A 22,633-nucleotide genomic window follows, 5' to 3' on the forward strand; every position below is an offset into this window, starting at 1 on the left:
GACGAAATACAGCAGACAAATTTGAGCGTCCAGCTTTACTTTCCGACGTGGATCCGGTCCGATCGATGCCTCTAAAATCAAATGGAATTCACTCCTGCATTGATATGAGCCTGGATTTGTCATACACGTGTGATGAATACGGCGGAGACGCGTCGCATCGTTGCAGTGGGGATTGAGCGTGACGACCCAGACCAAGGATCGGAACAAGGGACCGGGATCGCTGGTGTCACGGGTGGGCGAAAGCCTTCGGGCAGCCATTGCCGGCGGTCAATACTCGCCCGGCGACAAACTCCCGAGCGAAGTCGAACTGACGGAAACGCATGGCGTAAGCCGGACTGTGATCCGCGAAGCGGTCGCCGCGCTGCGCTCGGATGGGCTTGTCGAAGTGAGGCAGGGTGCAGGAATTTATGTTCTCAGCCAGGATAGTCCGGTTCCATCTCACCGGAAAATCGACCGCGCGCGCGTATCGTCCGACCTGGAAGTGCTCGAGGTGCGGGCGCCGCTGGAGATCGAGGCTGCCGGTCTCGCGGCCATGCGCCGGTCTCCGGCGCAGGAAGAGGCAATCTTCGATTGTCATCGGCGAATTCTGCAATGCATCGAGCAGAATGAATCCATCCGCGAAGCAGACCTCGCACTGCATTTCGCCATCGCCGACGCCACGAACAATCCGCTGTTCCGCCAGCATCTGGAATTTCACGGCGCCGCCGCCATTCCCCAATCGAGGGCCACGCCCGGCGAACGATCCGGAGAACAGACCGCCTACCGCCGCATGATTCATACGGAACACGAAGCGATCGTCGTGGCGATCTCCGATCGCAACGAGGAGGCGGCGCGCAATGCCATGCGCGACCACCTGAGAGGCAGCCAGATCCGCTACCGGGATGTGCTGAGGGACTTCAAGGCGTTTTCAAGCTGATCCGGCAGCAGATCTGCCGCATGGTCCGGGCCGACATTCGGCCCTAATCCGCCTCACGTCCCCAGACTTCGATCTGGGTCAGCGCCGGAAAGGGCGACGGGTCGTCGGCCTTGATCAGGCTGTGCAGCCTGATCCATTCCACAGTCTGCTCCCTCACCGGAAAGCACTGAGCCGCACCCGTCTTGACCAGCGAGAAACATGCGGTTTCGGCGTTGGAAAAGGTGACGCTCGCCTTTTCCCACCATGCGTCATGCGGAAAGTCGGCTCGCAGGTAAAGGACGATTTCGTCGATTTTCACCGGCCGGCCGAAATCGAGGGTGAGCGTCGCCTCGGGATCGCGATTGATCCCCCAGCTCGTGTAGGGCCAGAAGCCATGATCGTCGTTCGCCTTCTCGCCGTCGATGGCGTTGCGCGCGGCAAAGACCGCCTCGCCGCGCGTCTCCACATTCGCCTTGGCGTGCGGGAATATGGAGGCATTGGCGTGGTCGTCCCATGGATTGAACGCCAGGTTCCGACGCGCCGCGACTTCCTCCGGCCGCGCCTTGCGCACGCATAACCTGTGGATCCTGCCTTCGAAAGCCCGCGGGGAATAGGGAATGCGCTTGGAACCGAAGGGCACCCCGAGCGCATAGCTCTGCCCCTTCATATAGACGATCGCAGGCGTCATTGCATCGTCGAGCGCGAGCATGAGATAGCCTGGCTCGGACGTTTCGACGACGACCTGATCGCCTTCGTTGTAGCTGTCGCGATAAACGAGATATGCCTCGTCGACTCCCATTGCCCTAGCGCGAACCTCGCCCGCCACATCCACGACTTTCAGTGTCAATTCCATGCTCGTCCTCCTCAGACGATCCGCAGTTTCAGGCGCGTCCCGGCAAAGGGGATGCGCAGTCGATAAATTCTCGAGGGCCAGGAGATACGCAGCCGGGCATCGTCGATATCGATTGCGTCGACCTCGATCTCGCCGGCTCCATCAAGGTCGATGCGGCCAAGGCCTTCGAAATGAAGGGCACGGTCGATGACCGGCTCGACGCAGGTCATCAGCGAAAGCACGACCGGCAGGTCACCCTCATGGATATCCATGACCTCGATCTCCTGCCCGCGCCGGAGCGTGACGGTTCGCCGATAGGACCGTGCGCGTGCCTCGGCCGGATAGGCGGACGCTATGTCCAGAGATATCTGCGCCTGGTTTGCGGTGAACTCGGTGCGGACATTGCGCGCCGCGAAATCCGCGCCGTCGGCCTGGTTCACGTCTCCGAAAGTCGGCAGGTTGTGGAAGCCAGACTGCATGGTCCAGATGTCGTAGCGCTCGGATGAGAAGGTTTTTGCCGTGTAGGTTTCGACCCCGACATCGATCAGGAACGGCTTGCCGTCCTTGTAGACCGTCAGGCTGCCGACATCGTTGTGGTTATGGCTTTCCCCGTTATTGCCGCCTTTGACGGCCAGCGAGAAGTGGTGGTCACGGGCAACGAACAGGCCGATCCCGGGATAAAATACGTCGCCGGCCGGCTTCGGTTCCCCGCCGATCTCGGGCGTTACCAGCAGTTCCTGCACCCGATACCAGAGGTTCCACTCCTCCGGCAGATGCTTGTGCTCCGACGACAGCCGATCGCGCGCAGCGAAGGCCGCCAATAGATTCGACCCCACGGCCTTACCGAAGAGATACTCGCGCACGGTGCAGGGTTCTATAACGGCGGCGGAATCGGCAAAGTTGAAATACCGGCGGCCCGCCACATGCATGTTGACGATATATTCCGCCATGCCGCGGATTTTGGGAGCCTTCCAGAGCGGCGTCATGGAAGACGGCGCGACCGTGTCGATGATGGCCATTGCCCCGGCCAGGCAGAGCGCCGCATGGCGATAATAGACCACTCCCTCCTCGCAGGCCCCGTCCTCCGCATAGTCCTTGATGAAGGCGTCCAGGCCGGAAAGGGCCTTTTCGACGATCTTGCGCCGCAGGTCCTGTTCCGTCTTCAGGGCAAAGGCCGACAGCAGGACGTTCTGGGTAATCCAAGCGGTCCAGTTGTTCATTCGCTCCGTGCCGTTGCCCATCCACCAGAAATGCCGGTCGAGATAGGGCGACAGGATGCGCAGCCGGACTTCCCGCTCGATCCGGGCAACGATCCGCGGGCTGACCTCGTCGAGCCGATCGCGCATCAGAGCAGCGACGGTCGCGAGCAATGCACCCGTCTCCGCCGCAAACAGATCGACGACCGGCTGCTCCGTATCGGGCAGTGCAAACCGCTGCCCGCCCCGTTCGTAGGCGTTGTGAGCCGGAAGCTGCCACCCGCTTTCCTCGCAGATCAGAAAGACACCATCGACGATCGCTTCGATGAACCGTCCCCTGCCCTCAAGCAGCTCGGCGAGAACCAGGTCGTTCAACATGCGCCGCCGCGAAAAATACAGCGATTCAAAGCGGGAGCGGTTACCGTTCAGCGAATATTCCCGATAATCCGAGGCCCTGATAACCGGCCAGGACCGGCTGAGTGCCGCCTCCGCATCAGATATGATCGCGGAACGCATATCCGCCGGTACGGCATCCCAAGCGGCCCGGTCCCCGATCGGCGCGCCGGGCATGAAGTCCGCCAAAACCGGCGGCAGTGCTCCGGCGATCTCGCTGAACATCACCCTTCCTCCATGCGGTCGATCAACGACCTGCAATGCCACCTATCATACGTATTTTGAGATGACTATAGAATTCATATGATTTATTTAGAAATTTGTTTGACCAATGCGAGAGATGTGCTATCCCGTCGACAGGGAGGCGGCACGCCGCAGCATCATCGCTGCCCGTCGGCCGTGGATGAGCCCTTGGGCATCGATTGGAGCGTCCTGGTTCGAGGAGGGATAAAGTGTCCGTGTCGAATTCGACCATCGCCGCAAGTGATGCGCCAGCCGCGTCCCGGCGATCGATCAAGGTGTTGTCGCGCCGCCGGCGCAAGATGCAGAGCGCTTTGGTCGCCTATTCCTTCATCGCCCCGAACTTCCTTGGTTTTGCTGTCTTCACGCTCGGGCCGATCCTGTTCGCCTTCGTGCTGGCGTTCATGCATTGGGACGGCTCGAATGCGATCACCTTCGCCGGCCTCGATAATTTCTGGCGTCTGTTCGAAGACAAGGTCTTCATTTCCGCATTCTGGAACACGATCATCTATACGGTCGTGTCGGTGCCCGCGACGCTTGCCTGCGCGCTCGGCCTAGCGATCCTGCTGAACCAGAAGATCTTCGGGCGCGATTTTTTCCGCACGGCGATGTTCTTTCCCTATGTTGCCTCGCTGGTGGCCGTCGCGGTGGTCTGGAACATGATCTTCAACCCCGAAATGGGGCCGGTGAACATGATCCTCTATACGCTTGGCCTGGACCCCAAGGACATGCCGGGCTGGGCAGCCGACCGGCATTGGGCGATGGTGACGGTCATCCTCTTCGGTATCTGGAAGAGCATGGGTTATTACATGGTCATCTATCTCGCCGGGCTGCAGGGTATCAATTCCGAGCTTTACGAAGCAGCCGATCTCGACGGCGCCAATTCGTGGCAGAAGTTTATCTATGTCACCGTGCCGCAGCTCGGGCCTACGACCTTCTTCGTCACGGTCATGCTGACCATCCAGTCGTTCAAGGTCTTCGACCAGATCTTCATGATCACCCAGGGCGGGCCCGGCACCTCCACCCTGGTTCTCGTCTATCACATCTACAACGAAGCCTTCATTTCCTGGGATCTCGGTTATTCCAGCATGATTGCGCTCGTTCTCTTCTTTCTCGTACTGGCGGTCACGGTCGTCCAGTTCCGCCGACAGAAGGAGGATTGATCCGTGAAGATTGCCGGACGCAAAGTCACCGCCAGGAGCATTGCAGTCTACGCGACGGTCATCGTCATCACCGCCGTCATGTTGATGCCTTTTGCCTGGATGCTGTCAGCCTCGCTGAAGCTCAGCCGCGACGTCTTCGTATTCCCGATCGAGTGGATTCCGTCGCAACCGCAGTGGCAGAACTACGTGGACATCTGGACGAAGATCCCGCTCGGCCTGTTCATCTACAACACATCGAAGCTGACGATCATCGTCACCCTGCTTCAGCTGCTGACGTCGAGCTTCGCCGCCTATGCCTTTGCCAAGCTCGATTTTCCCTACAAGAACACGCTTTTCCTCGGCTATATCGCGACGATTGCCATGCCCTGGCAGGTCTACATGGTGCCGCAGTTCCTACTGATGCGCGAATTCGGCTTGAACAATACGCATCTGGCGCTGATCTGCCTGCAGGCCTTCACCGCCTTCGGCGTCTTCCTTATGCGGCAGTTCTACATGTCGATCCCGACGGAGCTGTGCGAGGCGGCGCGCATCGACGGCATGAACGAATATCAGATCTGGGCGCGCATCATGCTGCCGCTGTCGAAGCCCGCGCTATCGACCCTGACCATCTTCACCTTCGTCACCACCTGGAACGACTTCCTCGGTCCGATGATCTACCTGACCAAGACGGAACTGAAGACCATCCAGATCGGCCTGCGCATGTTCATCTCGCAATATTCCGCCGAATACGGGCTGATCATGGCGGCATCGGTCGTCGCCCTCATTCCCGTCCTGATCGTCTTCCTGTCGCTGCAGCGCTTCTTCGTCGAAGGCGTCGCTTCGTCGGGCCTCAAGGGTTAACGTCATGAATGCCGTCGCGCCGATCGCTCCCCAACCGATCACCGATGCCGAGGTCAAGGCAGCGCTCGATCTCGCCGTCTCCCAGATCCGGCGTCATCTGCCGGCCTTCACCTACGCGTGCCAGAACCATTCCAGCGTCGGCAATTTTTATCCCGCCGTCGAAAATACCCAATGGACCGCAGGTTTTTGGCCGGGAGAAATCTGGCTGGCGTTCGAGCATACGGGCGACAAGGTTTTCCGGCATGCGGCCCAGATCCAGGTGCAGAGCTTCCTGCACCGGATCGAGAACCGCATCGAGACCGACCACCACGACATGGGCTTTCTTTATTCGCCCTCCTGCATTGCAGCATGGAAGCTGGTGGGCGACGAGGACGGACGCAAGGCCGCCATCATGGCCGCGGACCAGCTTATCGAGCGCTTCCAGCCGATCGGCCAGTTCATCCAGGCCTGGGGTCGCAAGGGTGTCGCGGACGAATACCGCTACATCATCGATTGCCTGCTGAACCTGCCCTTGCTCTATTGGGCAAGCCGCGAGACGGGTAGTGGGAAATATCGCGACATCGCGCTCATCCATGCGCGCACGACGCTCGCCAACTCGGTCAGGCCGGACGATTCCACCTATCATACGTTCTACATGGATCCGGTTACCGGTGCACCGGTACGCGGCGCGACGAAGCAGGGCTACAAGGACGACAGTTTCTGGGCGCGCGGACAGGCCTGGGGCATTGCCGGCATGGCGCTTTCCTACCGCTACGAGCGGATCGACGACTATCGCGACACGTTCGACCGGCTTCTCGATTTCTATCTGAAGAAGCTGCCGGCCGACATGGTGCCCTACTGGGACCTGGTGTTTTCCGAGAAAGATGGCGAGCCGCGCGACAGTTCGTCAGCCTCGATCGTCGCCTGCGGGCTGCTCGAAATGGCCGAACTGGTGGAAGCGGACGCGGCCGCGCGTTACCGTGAGCTTGCCCGCCGCATGATGAAAAGCCTCGTCGAGCACTACGCGGTGAAAGACCCGGCCATGTCCAATGGCCTCGTCCTGCATGGGACCTATTCCAAAAAATCGCCCTACAACACCTGCCGCGGCGAAGGCGTCGACGAGTGCGTCTCCTGGGGCGACTATTATTACATGGAAGCCCTGACGCGCCTCTCGCGCGCCTGGTCTTCCTATTGGTGAGAGAATCCGATGGCCAGCATTTCCCTGAAAAAACTGAACAAGTCCTACGGCGCCCTCACCGTCGTCCATGACATCGATCTGGAGATCGCCGACAAGGAATTCATCATTCTCGTCGGCCCTTCGGGTTGCGGCAAGTCGACGACGCTCCGGATGATCGCCGGGCTTGAGGAGATTTCCGGAGGCGAGCTCCAGATCGGCGGCGACCTGATGAACGATGTGCCGTCGAAGGACCGCGACATCGCCATGGTCTTCCAGAACTATGCGCTTTATCCGCATATGACCGTCTACAAGAACATGGCTTTCGGCCTGCAGCTTCGGAAAGTGTCCCGGGATTTCATCGACAGCCAGGTCCAGGACGCTGCAAAGATCCTCGACATCACGCATCTTCTCAACCGCAAGCCGAAGGCTCTGTCCGGTGGACAGCGCCAGCGCGTCGCGCTCGGCCGTGCCATGGTGCGCAATCCGGCGGTCTTCCTGCTGGACGAACCGCTCTCCAATCTCGACGCCAAGCTGCGCGGCACAATGCGCGCCGAGATCACCAAGCTGCACAAGCGTCTCCATGCCACCTTCATCTACGTCACCCATGACCAGATCGAGGCGATGACTATGGCGGACCGCATCGTGGTGATGAAGGACGGGCATATCCAGCAGGTCGACACGCCACAGAACCTCTATGACCGTCCGGTCAACATGTTCGTCGCCGGCTTCATCGGCGCGCCGCAGATGAACATGATGCCATCCGTGATCGAGCGGCGCGGCGAGCGGTATTTTGCCTCGTTCGACGGGCGGGAACTGCCATTGCCGGCGCATTTCGACAAAAGCCGCATCGCACCCTACGAAGGCCACGAACTGGTCATCGGCATCCGGCCCGAGAATTTCCACGAATTGCCGCCGGCCGATATCGCGCCGGAAAACCTGGCGCCCTTCAGCGCCGTCATGGAACTCGCCGAGCCCATGGGCTCGGAAATCCACCTCAATATCGTCGCCGGCGGGCGCAGCCTGATCGCGCGCGTCTCGCCCCGATTCAAGGGCGCGATCGGCGACGAGGTCAAGCTGGTCGTCGACACCACCAATATGCAGTTGTTCGACAGGCAAACGGAGCGCTCGATCCTTTATTAGGCGAGCGGGAGGAAACGGCCATGCAATGGCTGCGTGACATGTGGACGAAGGAAGGACCGGGCATTCCGAAGAATGCGCCGAAGAAGACCGGTCTCGCCCTTTTCGCCGATACGTTCGCGCGCGAATGGTGGGAGATGGTCAAATTGAACATCCTGTTCATTCTGGCCGCGCTATTTGTCGTCACCATTCCCGCCGCAATCGCCGCGACCGCCCGCATTTCGGTCGCCTTTGTCGAGGACCGGAACACCTACCTTCTGCGCGACTTTGCCGAAGCGTTTTTCCGCTATTTCTGGCGCGCGACCGCCTGGGGCCTTGCCTTCACCCTTGCGATCGGCCTCGGCATCTATGCGATCGTCACCTATGCCTCGACCGCGAAAGACAATCTTGTCCTCACCCTGCCGCTGATGATTGCGCTGGTCGCGACTGTCTTCATCGCCGTCGTGGCCTGCCACCTCGTCGTGCTGATGGTGATGCGTGATCTGTCGGCGGCGACGCTGCTGCGGCTTGCGGCGATTGCATCGGTCGTCCGTCCGCTACCGGCGCTTGCCACGCTTGCCTTCGTGGCCGCGCTCTGGCTTGCGCATGTCGCCTTTTATCCGGTGTCCGTGTTCATGCCGGCCACCCTCAACTTTTCACTCGGAATGTTCGCCGTCGCATTCGGCGTCCATCGGGCAGCGGTCATGGTTCTAGCCCTGCCAATGGCAATACAGGCGCATCGCGAACCGCAAGCTGGTGACGCCAAGCATATCTAATCCAGAGACACTTCAGGGAAGGAGAACGGAATGTATTTGGAGAAATTGGGGAGATCGGTGAGGTTCGCGATGGCAGGTCTTGCCTTGGCGGGTTCAATCGCAGGATCGGCCTACGCACAGTCGGGCAATGCCGTGACGCTTAAATGGGCGCTGTGGGATTGGGACAAGGTGGCCTATTACAAGCCGCTGATAGCGGCATACCAGGCCAAAAATCCGAACGTTAAGTTCGAATCCGTGGACCTCGGTTCGCAGGATTACCAGCAGATGATCGCCACGCAGCTCGCGGGCGGCTCCAAGGATATCGACATCGTCACCGTCAAGGACGTCCCGAACTACGCGAACCTCGTCCGCGCCGGCTCGATCTCGGACCTTACGGGCTTCATGACGGAACAGAAGATCGACCCCGCGTCCTTCGGCGGCCTTGTCGACGAACTCAAGATCGACGGCAAGGTCTATGCCCTGCCATTCCGCTCGGATTTCTGGGTCGTCTATTACAACAAGGACATTTTCGACAAGGCCGGTGTTACCTACCCGACCAACGACATGACCTGGGCGCAGTTCGACCAGATCGCCACCAAGCTCGCCGGCGGCATGGGCGCGAACAAGACCTACGGCGCCCTCTTCCACACGTGGCGCTCCACGGTCCAGCTTCCGGGCATTCTCAACGGCAAGCAGACGCTGGCGGGTCCGGACTACGCCTTCCTCAAGCCGTGGTATGAGCGGGCGCTCGCCCTGCAGAAGGCTGGCGTCGTTCCGTCCTATGCATCGCTGAAAACCTCCAACACCCACTACTCGGCGCTGTTCTTCAACGGCACGATCGGCATGCTGCCGATGGGGACCTGGTTCGTCGGCACCCAGATCGCCAAGGTCGCCTCCGGCGAATCCAAGAGCAAGAACTGGGGGATCGTGAAGTTCCCGCATCCGGATGGCGTCGCAGCAGGCACGACCGCGGCACAGATTTCCGGTCTCGCGGTCAACACCAATTCGGCTCACAAGGCCGAGGTGCTTGACTTCATCAAGTTCGTCACCGGCCCGGAAGGGGCGGCCATCATCGCCGGCACCGGCACGATCCCGACCGTTCGCACGCCGGAAGTCACCGCCAAGATCGCATCGCTGCCGGGATTCCCGCAGGATCAGGCGAGCAAGGACGCACTCCAGTCCGGCAAGTCCTTCCTGGAAATGGCCGTCAATCCGAATGCGGCCAAGATCGAAGTTGTGCTCAACCGTGCGCATGACTCGATCATGACCGACAACATCTCCATCGACGACGGTCTGAAGGAAATGACCGAAGGCGTGAAGGCCATCAAGTAACAGCTCGACCCGCGGAGGCGAGTTCCTCCGCGGGTCTCTCTCGATGAAAAATGGTTTGCCAGTGATCTACGACCCAGCTCGAGCCAATCCCCTTTACGGAAACCCTCTTCTGTCCCGAGACGAACTTGGCCAGGCGGTCCTGGATCTGTTCAAACCGCTTCTCCCCTATTTTTCGCAAGGCGGCGCGCGGGTCCGTCTGAGCGCTACCGGCGCGCATTTCGACCGTGCCGCGGCCGACCTCGAAGGTTTCGCCCGACCGCTCTGGGGCATCGTACCGCTCGCAGCCGGAGGCCAAGATTTCCCGCATTGGGATCTCTACCGCCGCGGCCTCGCAAACGGCACCGATCCGTCTCATCCGGAATATTGGGGCGACATCTCCGATCGCGACCAGCGTCAGGTGGAACTGGCCGCGGTGGGTTTTGCGCTTGCCATGGTTCCCGAACACATATGGGATCCGCTTGGCGAAGGAGAGAAGAAAACCGTCGCAGCCTACCTCCTGTCGGCCCGAGACAAGGAATTTATCGACAACAACTGGAAATTCTTCCGGGTTCTCATCGATCTCGGTCTCACACGCGCCGGCATAAGCTTCGACCGGTCCATGACCGAGACATATCTCGATGAGACCGAGGCCTTCCGGCTGGGCGAAGGCTGGTATCGCGACGGGCCGGTCAAACGCGTCGATCACTATATCCCGTTTGCCATGCATTTTTATGCGCTGATCTATTCGGTTCTGGCAAAGGCCGATACCGCGCGCGGCCATGACTATCGAGAGCGTGCCCGGGTGTTTGCGCAGGACATCCGCCATTGGTTCGGCCCGGATGGCGCTGCCCTCGCCTTCGGGCGCAGCCAGACCTATCGGTTCGCAGCCGGCGGCTTCTGGGGAGCATTGGCGTTTGCCGGCGTCGAGGCCCTGCCTTGGGCCGAGATCAAGGGATACTACATGCGCCATATCCGCTGGTGGTCGGGGCTTCCAATCGCCGACCGGGACGGGGTGCTGTCGATCGGCTACGGCTATCCCAATCTCCTGATGAGCGAGAGCTACAACTCGCCCTGCTCGCCCTATTGGGCGATGAAATTCTTTTTACCCCTGGCTCTGCCCGCCGACCATCCCTTCTGGATGGCGCAAGAAGCGCCCGCGCCATCCTTTGCCGCCCCGGTTCCACTCAAAGAACCCGGCATGGTCGCCATGCACACGCCCGGCAATGTCGTGGTTCTCGCTTCCGGTCAGCAGCACGACAGGATGCGCGGCGCCAACGAAAAATATTCGAAATTCGTCTATTCCACCCGCTATGCCTTCAACATCGAAGCCAACGACCGGCATTTCGCGGCCGCAAGTTTTGACGGCATGCTGGGTCTCTCCGACGACGGCGTGCATTTTCGCATGCGCGAGACACTCGAGCAGGCACTGATCGCCGGGGACAGGCTCTACTCCCGCTGGAAGCCCTGGAGCGATGTCACGATAGAGACATGGCTGGTGCCGGCCAACCCCTGGCATATCCGCATCCATCGCATTGTGACGCCCCGCGCTCTTCAAACGACGGAAGGCGGTTTCACCATCGAGCAGGCGGATTTTAACGCCGATAGCGCGGAGCAAGGCGAAGGTTTCGCGGTTTGGCGCGGCCAAACCGACACAAGCGCAATCTTCGACCTCTCGCCTGCCGTCAGGCGAGACGGCCATGCCATGAGCCCGATCGCCAATACCAACCTCATTCACGCAAAGGCGCTGCTTCCCCAGCTCCGTGGACCGATCGAGGCCGGGACGACGCTCCTCGCCGCGGCGATCATCGCGCTCCCCAATGTCGAGATGGACCCGGCCTTTCTGCAGTCCGTGCCGGTCTGCCCGGATGTGGGGGAACTGGAACGGCTGTTTGGCACGGACGGAGAGGTGATCCCCGCCTTCAACCTCGCTGGCGCCAAGTGAGGTCGATCACAGCGGCCTGCCCTCTGCTCGCGTGCCGCGTCATCCGCCCCTGACAGACCCGCGCCAGACGAGTTCGGCTTCGAGTCTGCGGGAGTTCACCTCCCCCGGTGTCACCTGATCGAGCCAGGAGACGGCTTCGGCCGCAATCCGGTCAACGGGTTGGGCAAAGGTCGTGAGATTGTAGGAGGACCAGGACGCCTGCTCGATGTCGTCGAAGCCGACGACGCAGAGTTCGGACGGAATGGCAAGGTTGAACTGATGCCGAGCGGCATCCATCAAGCCGCAGGCAAGCAGGTCGTTGACGCAGAAGATCGCGTCCGGCCGCTTCTCGCGGGTGAAAAGCCGCTGCGCCAGCACCGCGCCGCTCTGATAGGTGGTCGAGCCGAAACGCTCGACGGTCACCTCCAGGCCATGTTCGCGACCCGCGGCGCAAAAACCCTCCTCGCGGGCCATCAGGCTCGGCGTCATCGCTTCCGAATTGGCGAAGGCGAAGTTGCGACAGCCGGCCCGCAGCAGGGCGATGAAGCTGCGGCGGGCGGCATCGCGATCATTGAGGTTGATCATCAGGGCGCCGTCCCGATCCTCGTCACGGTTGATCAGCACCAGCCTTTGCCCGCTCTTCAGGCAGAGATCGGTGATCGACCTGTCCGGCATGCCGGACAGGATGATCGAGGCATCGGCCCGGTAGCTGATCGCCTGCCGGAGCGCCTGGTCGACGCTGTCGTCGGAGCGATCGGTATTGATCAGCATGGCGATCTTCGAGGCGCTCTGGAGCTGGCCGGTAAGGGCTCGAATGAGGCTGGCGCGATAAGGCGTATCAAGCTCTGAAACGATCAGGCAGACGATGCCGCTTTCATTGCGCATCAGCCCGCGGGCGAGGTGGTTGACGTGATAACCCAGCGCCTCGGCGGCCTCGGTCACCCGTCGCCTCGTCTCTTCCGAAACGCTTGCACCCGGCGTGAACGTGCGCGAAACAGCCGACCTGGACACCCCAGCCCGGTCAGCGACGTCCTTGGCGCTGACAAAAATCTTGCGGCTCATCGCCCTCTCCCTTGCCTCAATCAATGCCTATTTTTGCAAGCGAGTGCAACAAGCCCATGACAAGAAATGCGGCTTCAGCCCAAATTCTTTAGCAATTTGTTATTGACAAGGTCCACAACTACGTGGAAGCATTGCACACGCTTGCAAAGGCGGGTGATGTGGAGGCGTCACCATAATCTGGGAGGATAATCATGCGTCTGGCTCTCACGGCCGCCGCTGCTCTTGCGGCTGGCTTGACTATGAATGCATCGGCATCTCGTGCCGCGGAAGAACTCAATCTGATCTGCTCTGCCGACGTGGTCATCTGCGAGATGATGCAGCAGATGTTCCAGAAGGATACCGGCATTCAGGTGAACATGGTTCGCCTGTCGTCCGGCGAAACCTACGCCAAGATCCGCGCTGAAGCGCGCAATCCGAAAACAGATATCTGGTGGGCCGGCACCGGCGACCCGCATCTGCAGGCAGCGTCCGAAGGGCTGACCCAGGAATACAAGTCGCCGCTTCTCGGCGAGCTCAACGACTGGGCAAAGAAGCAGGCGGAAAGTTCCGGCTTCCGCACGGTCGGCGTCTATGCCGGCGCGCTCGGCTGGGGTTACAATACCGAAATCTTCAAGCAGAAGAACTACAAGGAGCCCAAGTGCTGGGCCGACCTTCTGGACGCTTCGTTCAAGGGCGAGATCCAGATGGCCAATCCGAATTCCTCGGGTACCGCCTACACGGCGCTGGCGACGCTCGTGCAGATCATGGGCGAAGACAAGGCCTATGACTATCTGAAGAAACTCAACGCCAACATTTCGCAATATACCAAGTCCGGCTCGGCACCGGTCAAGGCCGCCGCCCGCGGCGAGACGGCGATCGGCATCGTCTTCATGCATGATGCGGTGGCCCAGACGGTCGAGGGTTTCCCGGTCAAGTCGATCGCGCCTTGCGAAGGCACCGGCTACGAAATCGGCTCGATGTCGATCGTCAAGGGCGCCCGCAACCTGGAGAGCGCCAAGAAATGGTATGACTGGGCGCTGAGGGCCGATGTGCAGTCGCACATGAAGGAAGCGAAATCCTTCCAGCTGCCGTCGAATGCCAAGGCGGAAGTGCCGAAGGAAGCGCCGAAGTTCGCCGACATCAAGCTGATCGACTACGACTTCACCAAATACGGCGACCCGAACACCCGCAAGAAGCTGCTCGAGCGCTGGGACAAGGAAATCGGCGCGAGCGCCAACTGATCCCGATCGCCATCGTCGCGCTGCAGGCTCGGCCTACAGCGCGACTGGACTTTCCATGCTCTCGATGAGGTCGCGGCCGGCCATGGACAATCGCAATCGCAGACTGGACCTCGTCCTTGCCGTCGGCGCGGCAGCCATGGTCTTGTTGCCGTGGTACCGGATCGAGAAGGGTTTTCTGTCATTCTCCTGGCTGGGGGACTTCCCGGGGGCGGCCTCGGCTGCTCCCGGGATGTTGCAGATCTTCGTGCACGGCCGGCTTTGGTTGTTGGCCGCCTTGCTGGCACTTCTCGGCGCGGCCGCGGCGCGGTTCGTGACCGACCCGATGCGGCGTGGCGCGCTTCTCGCCTGGGCGGGCGGCTTCGGCATCGTCTTTCTTGCGCTCCAGGGGCTCGCAATCGGCAGTACCGGCTGGAGCTGGACGATCACCCAGACGCTCTTCGGTGAACTCGCCGGCGGCCAGTCGTCGATGGGTGCCGGCGCCGTCCTCATGTCCGTGGTCTTCGTCCTGATATTTTCCTTCGGCCTTGCCGAAAGGGGCGTGATGCGCGGCGACGCCTTCGTCGTCTCGACCATTTCCGTGCTGATCTTCCTCGTCGCGGTCTTCGTCTTCTATCCGATCGGCAGCATGTTCATCGGTGCCTTCCAGGACTTCGACGGTTCGGTGAATTTCGATGGATTCAGCCGCAACATCGCCGAATCCTCGATCTGGAGCCTCGATTGTCTTGCCGGCGGCACACGCTGCGGGATCGCCTGGCGCACACTTTTCCTGGCGATCATGACGGCTGCAGGCTCGACCCTGCTGGGTCTTGCCTTCGCGCTGGTCGCAACCCGCACGCATTTTCCCTTCAAGAAGGGCCTGCGGCTCCTGACCGTGCTGCCTATCATCACACCGCCCTTCGTCATCGGCCTTGCCCTCACGCTTCTGTTCGGCCGCGCCGGCGTCGTCACCCAGGGCCTTTCGTCCGTCTTCGGCATAGAGCCGAGTCGCTGGCTCTATGGCCTGACCGGCATCTGGATCGCTCAGGTCCTCTCCTTCACGCCGATTTCCTTCCTGGTGCTGATCGGTGTCGTCGAAGGCGTGAGCCCCTCGATGGAAGAGGCTTCGCAGACCTTGCGCGCAAACCGCTGGCGCACTTTCTGGCGCGTTTCCCTGCCGCTGATGAAGCCCGGGCTCGCCAACGCCTTCCTGATCGGGTTTATCGAAAGCATGGCCGATTTCGGCAACCCGCTGGTGCTCGGCGGCAGTCACGGCGTGCTTTCGACGGAAATCTTCTTCGCCGTCGTCGGCTCGCAGAACGATCCGGCCCGCGCCGCGGTGCTTGCCATGATCCTGCTCTGCTTCACGTTGTCTGCCTTCCTCGCCCAGCGCCTCTGGCTTTCGGGCAAGAATTTCGCGACCGTCACCGGCAAGGGCGACAGCGGTGCCCACATCGCGCTGCCCCTCCCGCTTTCGATCGCCGTACATATGCTCGTCATCCCCTGGATGATCTTCACGCTCGTCGTCTACGGCATGATCATCTTCGGTGGTTTCGTGAAGACCTGGGGCCTCGACAACACGCTGACGCTTGCCCATTACGCCAAGGCTTTCTCCGTCACCACCCGCGACGGTTCGCTCGTCTGGACGGGCGTCGCCTGGAACTCGTTCTGGACGACGATGGAGATCGCGCTGATCTCTGCGCCGCTGACGGCTGCTGTTGGACTTGCGACCGCCTATGTCATCGTGCGGCAGAAATTCGCCGGCCGCGAACTCTTCGAGTTCGCCCTGATGATGAGTTTCGCCATTCCCGGCACGGTCATCGGCATCAGCTACATCATGGCCTTCAACCTGCCGCCGCTCGAAATGACCGGCACGGCGCTGATCCTCGTCGCCTGCTTCGTCTTCCGCAACATGCCGGTCGGGGTGCGCGGCGGTATTGCCGCCATGAGCCAGCTCGACAAGAGCCTCGACGAAGCCTCGATGACGCTTGGGGCGACCAGCTTCCGCACCATCCGCAAGGTCATCCTACCGCTCTTGCGGCCGGCGATCACCGCCGCGCTCGTCTATTCCTTCGTGCGGGCCATCACCTCGATCAGCGCTGTCGTCTTCCTGGTCAGCGCCCAATACAACATGGCGACCTCCTATATCGTCGGCCTGGTCGAGAATGGCGAATATGGCGTGGCGATCGCCTATTCCTCGATGCTGATCGTGGTCATGATTGCCGTCATCGCCGGCTTCCAATTGATTGTCGGTGAACGGCGACTGCGGCGTGAAAACCGCATCTCGGCCTCGCGCGCCCGCGTTCCGACCTCCCTGCAGCAGGAGAAAATCGCATGAGACCAGCCCATGCCGGATCCGTCGTTTTCCAGAACGTCCGCAAGACTTTCGGCGCCTTCACCGCCATTCACGACCTGTCGCTGACCGTCGAGCCCGGCACGCTGGTGACATTGCTCGGCCCCTCGGGCTGCGGCAAGACCACGACGCTGCGCATGCTCGCCGGCCTCGAACACCCCGCCTCCGGTCGCATTCTGATCGGCGGCAAGGACGTCACCATGCTGCCGGCCAACGAGCGGGACGTCTCGATGGTCTTCCAGTCCTACGCACTGTTCCCGCACATGAATTCGCTCGACAACGTCGCCTACGGGCTGGAATCGTCGGGACTGAGCAGGAGGCAAGCGCGTGAAAAGGCCGAACACGGGCTCGAACTCGTGGGACTTGCAGGCATGGGGCGTCGTCTTCCCGCCGAACTTTCCGGCGGCCAGCAGCAGCGCGTCGCCGTCGCCCGCGCACTCGTCCTCGAACCCCAGGTCCTTTTGCTCGACGAGCCGCTGTCCAATCTCGATGCCCGCCTGCGCCGCCGCGTCCGCACCGAAATCCGCGAGCTTCAGCAGCGCCTTCAGTTCACCGCCGTCTACGTGACCCACGACCAGGACGAGGCGCTGGCGGTCTCCGACAAGATCATCGTCATGAAAGATGGCGGCATTGCCCAGGAGGGCAGCCCGCGCGACCTCTACGAGGCACCGGCCTCATCCTTCATCGCCGACTTCATCGGCGAGGCGAATGTCGTGGATTGCGAGATCGTCGATATCTCGGGCACACAGGCGACCGTCGGCATCGAAGGCCTGAGGCATGTCGTACCGGCACGCGGGGCAAAGCCCGGCCGCGGCAAGCTTGCGGTGAGACCGAATGCCATCACCGTCGAACCGGCCGAAAGTGCCGCCTTTTCCGGGCGGATCAGGCACACGGCCTATCTCGGTGACCATATCGAATACGAGGCGGAAACGAGCGGCGGGACGTTGTTCATCGTCGACCCGTCGGTCGACCGCCTTCTTCCCCCCGGTACACAGGTCGCCATCGGCCTCAAGAGCCGCGGCATCGCCATCATCGCGGATTGAAAGTCTGCAGACAGGGACACGTTTTCTTCATGAACAACAACGAGCAGCACATCAGGGATCGCCACGCGCTTGCCGAAAGGATCGCGCGGGAAGCGGGAAAGGTCGCGTTCGACTATTTCAGCCGGCGCGAAACATTGGTCATCGAAACCAAGGGCGATCCGCAGGACGTCGTCTCGATCGCCGACCGTGAGGTGGAAAACCTCATCCGCGACCGGGTGTCCGACACATTCGCGGACGACGGCTTCCTGGGGGAGGAATACGGGCTTGCCGAAGGAAGCTCCGGCTATACCTGGGTCGTCGATCCGATCGACGGGACCAGTCCCTTTGTCAGCGGCATGCCGAACTGGTGTGTCTCGATCGCCGTTCTCCACGACAAGAAGCCGGTCGTCGGTGTCATCTTCGTGCCCTGCTACGAAGAAATCTTTTCGGCTGCGGCCGGACAGGGCGCCACGTTGAACGGCAAGCGGCTTTCGCTCGACGGGCGCAAGACGATCCGCAATGCGCTGACCGGCATCGGCGCCAACCATCATGTCACGCCGGCCGCGGTCGGCAAGATCGTCAACGATCTCCTTGAGGGCGGCGGCAATTTCGTCCGGCTCGGATCGGGGGCGCTGATGCTCGCCTATGTCGCCGCCGGCCGGCTGGTCGGTTATTACGAGCCCTATATGCACGCCTGGGATTGCCTCGGCGGCTATTGCATCGTTGGGGAGGCCGGCGGCTGGTTCCTGCCCTTCCCGACGGAGGGAGGGCGGCTCACCAAGGGTGCCCCGGTCCTTGCCGCCGGCCCGGGTGCCGTCAGCGATCTCAAACGCATCGCCGGTGTCGGCGGAGGAGATTCGGCGGCGGCGTAACCAATTCGTTGGCGCGCCGTCCGAACCTTCAAGGTCCGGCGACGCGCGCAGAAAAGGGTCTTCGTCGGACCCGATCTTCGGTTCATGGCAAAGGGAGGAAAACATCCATGAAAATCGTTCTTGCTTCAGCAATTGCTGCAACCACATCACTGCTCATGGCTTCGAGCGCGATGGCCGTCACCGAAATCCAATGGTGGCACGCCATGACCGGCGCCAATAACGAGGTCATCGAGCAGCTTTCCAAGGAATTCAACGAAGGCCAGAAGGACTACAAGATCGTTCCGGTCTTCAAGGGCAGCTATCCGGAAACGCTGAATGCCGGCATCGCCGCCTTCCGCGCCAAGCAGCCGCCGGCGATCATCCAGGTCTTCGACGCGGGCAGCGGCGTGATGATGGGTGCCCAGGGCGCCATCGTTCCGGTGGCTGACGTGCTGACGAAGGGCGGCTACAAGTTCGACAAGTCGCAGTACCTGCCCGGCATCGTCGCCTATTACTCGAAGCCGGACGGCACCATGCTGTCCTTCCCTTACAATTCCTCGTCGCCGATCCTCTATTACAACAAGGATATCTTCCAGAAGGCCGGCCTCGATGCTGCGAACCCGCCGAAAACCTGGCCGCAGGTGTTCGATGCTGCCAAAAAGATCAAGACCAGTGGGGCTGCCCCATGCGGCATGAGCTCGACCTGGCTGACCTGGATCCAGACCGAGAACTTCGCCGCCTGGAACAACGTCTCCTATGGCAGCAACGAAAACGGCCTTGCCGGCGTGGACGTGAAGCTCGCCTTCAACTCCGACTTCTTCGTCAAGCACTTCCAGTCTATCGCCGACCTCGCCAAGGACGGTACCTTCCGCTACGGCGGCCGTACTTCCGAAGCGAAACAGCTCTTTACGTCAGGCGAATGCGGCATCCTGACGGAATCTTCCGGCGGTCTCGGCGACATCATCAAGACCGGCATGAACTACGGCATCGGCCAGCTCCCCTATTATGAAGGCGCCGGCCGTCCGCAGAATACCATTCCCGGCGGTGCCAGCCTCTGGGTCTTCGCCGGCAAGAGCGATGCGGAATACAAGGGCACGGCGGAATTCTTCAACTTCCTGTCGCAAACCAAGATCCAGGCCCGCCTGCATCAGGTTTCCGGCTATATGCCGGTGACGATGGCGGCTTATGAGGACACCAAGAAGTCCGGCTTCTACGACAAGAACCCCGGCCGTCAGGCGCCGCTCCTGCAGATGATGGGCAAGGCGCCGACCGAAAACTCCAAGGGTGTCCGACTCGTCAACCTGCCGCAGGTCCGCGACATCATGAACGAGGAGTTCGAGGCGATGCTGGCCGGAAAGCAGGACGCCAAAACTGCTCTCAACAAGGCCGTCGAACGCGGCAATGCCGCGATCCAGCAGGCAATCGGCCAATAAGCACCAAGGCCGTCCGCGTTCGCCGACGCGGACGGCCCCATTCGCATTCCAACGGAGCCCGCCCGTGCAAAGCGTCGTCTTTCCGAACAAGATCCTGCCCTACTTCCTGGTCGCGCCACAGATCGTCCTGACCGTCATCTTCTTCTTCTGGCCTGCAAGCCAGGCGCTCTATCAATCGGCCATGCGGGAGGACCCGTTCGGCCTGCAGAGCAATTTCGTCGGGTTGGCAAATTTCAGGTTGGTCCTGTCGGACGAGAATTACCTTCACGCGCTGCAGGTGACCATCGTCTTCAGCGTCGCGACCGCCCTGCTGTCGATGGGTCTGGCGCTGCTTTTGGCAACGGCTGCGGATCTCGTGGTGCGCGGCAAGGGCTTCTACCGCACCATGATGATCATTCCCTATGCCGTGGCGCCGGCCGTCGCCGGCATGCTGTGGCTTTTCATGTTCAATCCGGCCATGGGAACCCTGGCCTATATCCTCAGACGCAACGGCATTGCCTGGGACCCGTTGCTCAACGGTGATCAGGCGATGGTGCTGGTCGTGGTCGCCGCCGCCTGGAAGCAGATCAGCTACAATTTCCTGTTCTTCGTCGCGGGCCTGCAGGCGATCCCGAAATCGCTGCTGGAGGCCGCCGCAATCGACGGCGCCCGCGGAAGCCGCCGTTTCTGGACGATCGTCTTCCCGCTTCTGGCGCCGACGACCTTCTTCCTGCTTGTCGTCAACACCGTCTACGCATTCTTCGACACGTTCGGCATCATCCATTCCGTGACCGGCGGCGGGCCTGCCAAGGCGACCGAGACGCTGGTCTACAAGGTCTACAACGACGGCTTCGTGAACCTCAATCTCGGCTCGTCCGCCGCCCAGTCGGTGGTGCTGATGGTCATCGTCATCGCGCTCACGGCCTTCCAGTTCCGCTTCGTCGAGCGGCGCGTGCATTATGGTTGAGGTGACCCGATGATCGAAAACCGCCCGCTCGCCACCCTCATGGGGCATCTGATGCTGATCCTCGGCATCGTCATCGTTGCCTTTCCGATCTACTATACCTTCATCGCCTCGACGGCGACCTCGGCCGCCATCATCCGTCCGCCCCTGTCGCTGCTGCCCGGCGGCCACATGATGGAGAACTACAACGAATCCATCTCCGGCGGCGTCGAGCGCGTGGTCGGGGTGAGCCTCGAGCGGCTGTTGTTCAACAGCTTCGTGGTGGCGATCGCGATTGCCATCGGCAAGATCGTCATCTCCTTCCTGTCGGCTTTTGCGATCGTCTTTTTCCGCTTTCCCTTCCGCATGGGCTTCTTCTGGATGATCTTCATCACCCTGATGCTGCCTGTCGAAGTGCGCATCCTGCCGACCTACAAGGTCATCGTCGATCTCGGCCTGATCGATACCTATGCGGGACTGACGCTGCCGCTGATGGCGTCGGCGACCGCCACCTTCCTCTTCCGGCAGTTCTTCCTGACGATCCCGGGCGAGATGGTCGAGGCCGCCCGCATCGACAATGCCGGGCCGTTCCGCTTCATGCGCGACATCCTGCTGCCGCTGTCGACGACCAATATCGCGGCCCTCTTCGTCATCCTGTTCATCTATGGCTGGACGCAATATCTGTGGCCGCTGCTGGTCACCAATGACGCCAAGATGAACACGATCGTCATCGGCCTGCGCCGCATGGTGGATTTCACGGATGCTTCGACCCCCTGGAACTACGTCATGGTCACCGCGATCCTGGCGATCATTCCTCCCGTCATCGTCGTGGTGCTGATGCAGCGCTGGTTCGTCAAAGGTTTGGTGGAGACCGAGAAGTAATGGCAAGGATTGAACTCAAGGACGTCCGCAAGGTCTATGGCGGAAACATCGAGGCGATCAAGGGCGTGTCGCTCGATATCGAAGACGGCGAGATGATCGTGCTGGTCGGCCCGTCCGGCTGCGGAAAATCCACCCTTCTGCGCATGGTGGCAGGTCTCGAAGGCATCTCCTCGGGCGAGGTTACGATTGCCGACAAGCGCGTCAACGAACTGGAACCCGCAGAGCGGGACATTGCCATGGTTTTCCAGAACTATGCGCTCTATCCGCACATGACCGTGCGGCAGAACCTTGCCTACGGCCTCAAGAACCGCAACACGCCGAAGGATGAGATCGACCGCCGCATCACCGAGGCGGCGCGCGCCCTGGAGATCGAGCCGTTCCTGGAACGCAAGCCGCGCCAGCTCTCCGGCGGCCAGCGCCAGCGCGTCGCCATGGGCCGCGCCATCGTGCGCAAGCCGGCAGCCTTCCTGTTCGACGAGCCGCTCTCCAATCTCGACGCCAAGCTGCGCGTGCAGATGCGGGTCGAGATCCGGCGCCTGCAGCGTTCGCTCGCGACGACCTCGATCTACGTCACCCACGACCAGATGGAGGCGATGACGCTGGCCGACCGGCTGGTCGTCTTGAATGCCGGCCGGATCGAGCAGGTCGGCACGCCGATCGAACTCTATGAGAAACCCGAGACCACCTTCGTCGCGACCTTCATCGGCTCGCCGTCCATGAACCTCATGAAACTCGGCGAAGACGCCGGCTGGAAGATGTCGCCCGAGGCGCGACTGCCCAACAGTGCCGCCACGATCGGCATCCGCCCGGAGGATATCGTCATCGCCAACGGTCATGCTCCTGGGGCTGTCAGGGCCGAAGTCCAGGTGGCGGCGGTCGAACTGGTCGGCGCCGAAAGCTACGTCCATGCCCTGACCGCCGACGGCAGTCCCGTCGTCTTCCGCGTCCCAGGCCGCTCCGGCATCCAGATCGGCGAGACCATGGCGCTCACAGCCGACGCCGCCCGCTTCCATCTGTTCGATGCGGCCGGAAAGAGGGTTTGACGTCTGCCAACACCTGCCGCCGCGATCGAGTTCATATCGTTAATATTTTCA

General features: G+C 61.3%; 19 protein-coding genes. 16 read left to right on the forward strand and 3 right to left on the reverse strand.

Going from position 1 to position 22,633, the window contains the following annotated elements:
• Positions 1-178 precede the first annotated feature (178 nt).
• A complete protein-coding gene (locus tag ABCW43_RS22905; protein ID WP_345928711.1) occupies positions 179-916 on the forward strand; it encodes a FadR/GntR family transcriptional regulator in 738 nt (245 codons plus the stop codon).
• A gap of 43 nt (positions 917-959) precedes the next feature.
• On the opposite strand, the gene ABCW43_RS22910 is transcribed toward ABCW43_RS22905, so the two are convergent.
• Positions 960-1,748: a discoidin domain-containing protein gene (locus ABCW43_RS22910; protein ID WP_345928713.1), complete on the reverse strand. Its 789-nt coding sequence runs from the start codon at positions 1,746-1,748 to the stop codon at positions 960-962.
• A gap of 11 nt (positions 1,749-1,759) precedes the next feature.
• On the reverse strand, positions 1,760-3,541 hold the full coding sequence (locus tag ABCW43_RS22915; protein ID WP_345928715.1) for a heparinase II/III domain-containing protein: 1,782 nt from the start codon (positions 3,539-3,541) through the stop codon (positions 1,760-1,762).
• Between the two features lie 227 nt (positions 3,542-3,768).
• Between ABCW43_RS22915 and ABCW43_RS22920 the strand changes: the two genes are divergently transcribed.
• The 7 genes from ABCW43_RS22920 to ABCW43_RS22950 all read left to right on the forward strand — a co-directional run bounded on the left by ABCW43_RS22920 (position 3,769) and on the right by ABCW43_RS22950 (position 11,839).
• Positions 3,769-4,719: a carbohydrate ABC transporter permease gene (locus ABCW43_RS22920; RefSeq protein WP_345928717.1), complete on the forward strand. Its 951-nt coding sequence runs from the start codon at positions 3,769-3,771 to the stop codon at positions 4,717-4,719.
• Positions 4,720-4,722: 3 nt separating this feature from the next.
• Positions 4,723-5,559 carry a carbohydrate ABC transporter permease gene (locus ABCW43_RS22925; protein ID WP_345928719.1) on the forward strand — a complete coding sequence of 279 codons (837 nt, stop codon included), beginning with the start codon at positions 4,723-4,725 and terminating at the stop codon, positions 5,557-5,559.
• A 4-nt stretch (positions 5,560-5,563) separates the two neighbouring features.
• Positions 5,564-6,736: a glycoside hydrolase family 88 protein gene (locus ABCW43_RS22930; protein WP_345928721.1), complete on the forward strand. Its 1,173-nt coding sequence runs from the start codon at positions 5,564-5,566 to the stop codon at positions 6,734-6,736.
• A 9-nt stretch (positions 6,737-6,745) separates the two neighbouring features.
• Complete coding sequence (locus ABCW43_RS22935; protein ID WP_345928722.1) at positions 6,746-7,855, forward strand: ABC transporter ATP-binding protein; 1,110 nt, start codon at positions 6,746-6,748, stop codon at positions 7,853-7,855.
• A 20-nt stretch (positions 7,856-7,875) separates the two neighbouring features.
• A complete protein-coding gene (locus ABCW43_RS22940) occupies positions 7,876-8,607 on the forward strand; it encodes a DUF624 domain-containing protein (protein ID WP_345928725.1) in 732 nt (243 codons plus the stop codon).
• A gap of 30 nt (positions 8,608-8,637) precedes the next feature.
• The gene (locus tag ABCW43_RS22945) at positions 8,638-9,918 is read left to right on the forward strand and encodes an ABC transporter substrate-binding protein (RefSeq protein WP_345928727.1); all 1,281 of its coding nucleotides are present in this window, start codon (positions 8,638-8,640) and stop codon (positions 9,916-9,918) included.
• Positions 9,919-9,979: 61 nt separating this feature from the next.
• Positions 9,980-11,839 carry a DUF2264 domain-containing protein gene (locus ABCW43_RS22950; RefSeq protein ID WP_345928772.1) on the forward strand — a complete coding sequence of 620 codons (1,860 nt, stop codon included), beginning with the start codon at positions 9,980-9,982 and terminating at the stop codon, positions 11,837-11,839.
• A gap of 39 nt (positions 11,840-11,878) precedes the next feature.
• On the opposite strand, the gene ABCW43_RS22955 is transcribed toward ABCW43_RS22950, so the two are convergent.
• Complete coding sequence (locus ABCW43_RS22955; protein ID WP_345928729.1) at positions 11,879-12,880, reverse strand: LacI family DNA-binding transcriptional regulator; 1,002 nt, start codon at positions 12,878-12,880, stop codon at positions 11,879-11,881.
• Between the two features lie 191 nt (positions 12,881-13,071).
• On the opposite strand from ABCW43_RS22955, the gene ABCW43_RS22960 reads away from it, so the two are divergent.
• The 8 genes from ABCW43_RS22960 to ABCW43_RS22995 all read left to right on the forward strand — a co-directional run bounded on the left by ABCW43_RS22960 (position 13,072) and on the right by ABCW43_RS22995 (position 22,582).
• Entirely contained in the window at positions 13,072-14,100 is a 1,029-nt protein-coding gene (locus ABCW43_RS22960) for an ABC transporter substrate-binding protein (protein ID WP_345928731.1), read from the forward strand.
• 82 nt (positions 14,101-14,182) lie between these two features.
• Positions 14,183-16,414 carry an ABC transporter permease gene (locus ABCW43_RS22965; protein WP_345928733.1) on the forward strand — a complete coding sequence of 744 codons (2,232 nt, stop codon included), beginning with the start codon at positions 14,183-14,185 and terminating at the stop codon, positions 16,412-16,414.
• The gene (locus ABCW43_RS22970; RefSeq protein WP_345928735.1) at positions 16,411-17,472 is read left to right on the forward strand and encodes an ABC transporter ATP-binding protein; all 1,062 of its coding nucleotides are present in this window, start codon (positions 16,411-16,413) and stop codon (positions 17,470-17,472) included. Before ABCW43_RS22965 ends, ABCW43_RS22970 begins: the two co-directional genes overlap by 4 nt.
• A 29-nt stretch (positions 17,473-17,501) precedes the next feature.
• Positions 17,502-18,323: an inositol monophosphatase family protein gene (locus ABCW43_RS22975; RefSeq protein ID WP_345928737.1), complete on the forward strand. Its 822-nt coding sequence runs from the start codon at positions 17,502-17,504 to the stop codon at positions 18,321-18,323.
• A gap of 107 nt (positions 18,324-18,430) precedes the next feature.
• On the forward strand, positions 18,431-19,735 hold the full coding sequence (gene ugpB / locus ABCW43_RS22980; RefSeq protein ID WP_345928739.1) for a sn-glycerol-3-phosphate ABC transporter substrate-binding protein UgpB: 1,305 nt from the start codon (positions 18,431-18,433) through the stop codon (positions 19,733-19,735).
• Between the two features lie 64 nt (positions 19,736-19,799).
• Positions 19,800-20,681, forward strand: a complete 882-nt coding sequence (gene ugpA / locus ABCW43_RS22985; protein WP_345928741.1) for a sn-glycerol-3-phosphate ABC transporter permease UgpA — start codon at positions 19,800-19,802, stop codon at positions 20,679-20,681.
• 9 nt (positions 20,682-20,690) lie between these two features.
• A complete protein-coding gene (ugpE, locus tag ABCW43_RS22990; RefSeq protein ID WP_345928743.1) occupies positions 20,691-21,539 on the forward strand; it encodes a sn-glycerol-3-phosphate ABC transporter permease UgpE in 849 nt (282 codons plus the stop codon).
• On the forward strand, positions 21,539-22,582 hold the full coding sequence (locus ABCW43_RS22995) for a sn-glycerol-3-phosphate import ATP-binding protein UgpC (protein WP_345928745.1): 1,044 nt from the start codon (positions 21,539-21,541) through the stop codon (positions 22,580-22,582). The genes ugpE and ABCW43_RS22995 overlap by 1 nt, the downstream gene beginning before the upstream one ends.
• The last annotated feature ends 51 nt before the right edge of the window (positions 22,583-22,633 follow it).

It is taken from the genome of Neorhizobium tunisiense, from assembly GCF_039631515.1.
Lineage (GTDB): Bacteria > Pseudomonadota > Alphaproteobacteria > Rhizobiales > Rhizobiaceae > Neorhizobium.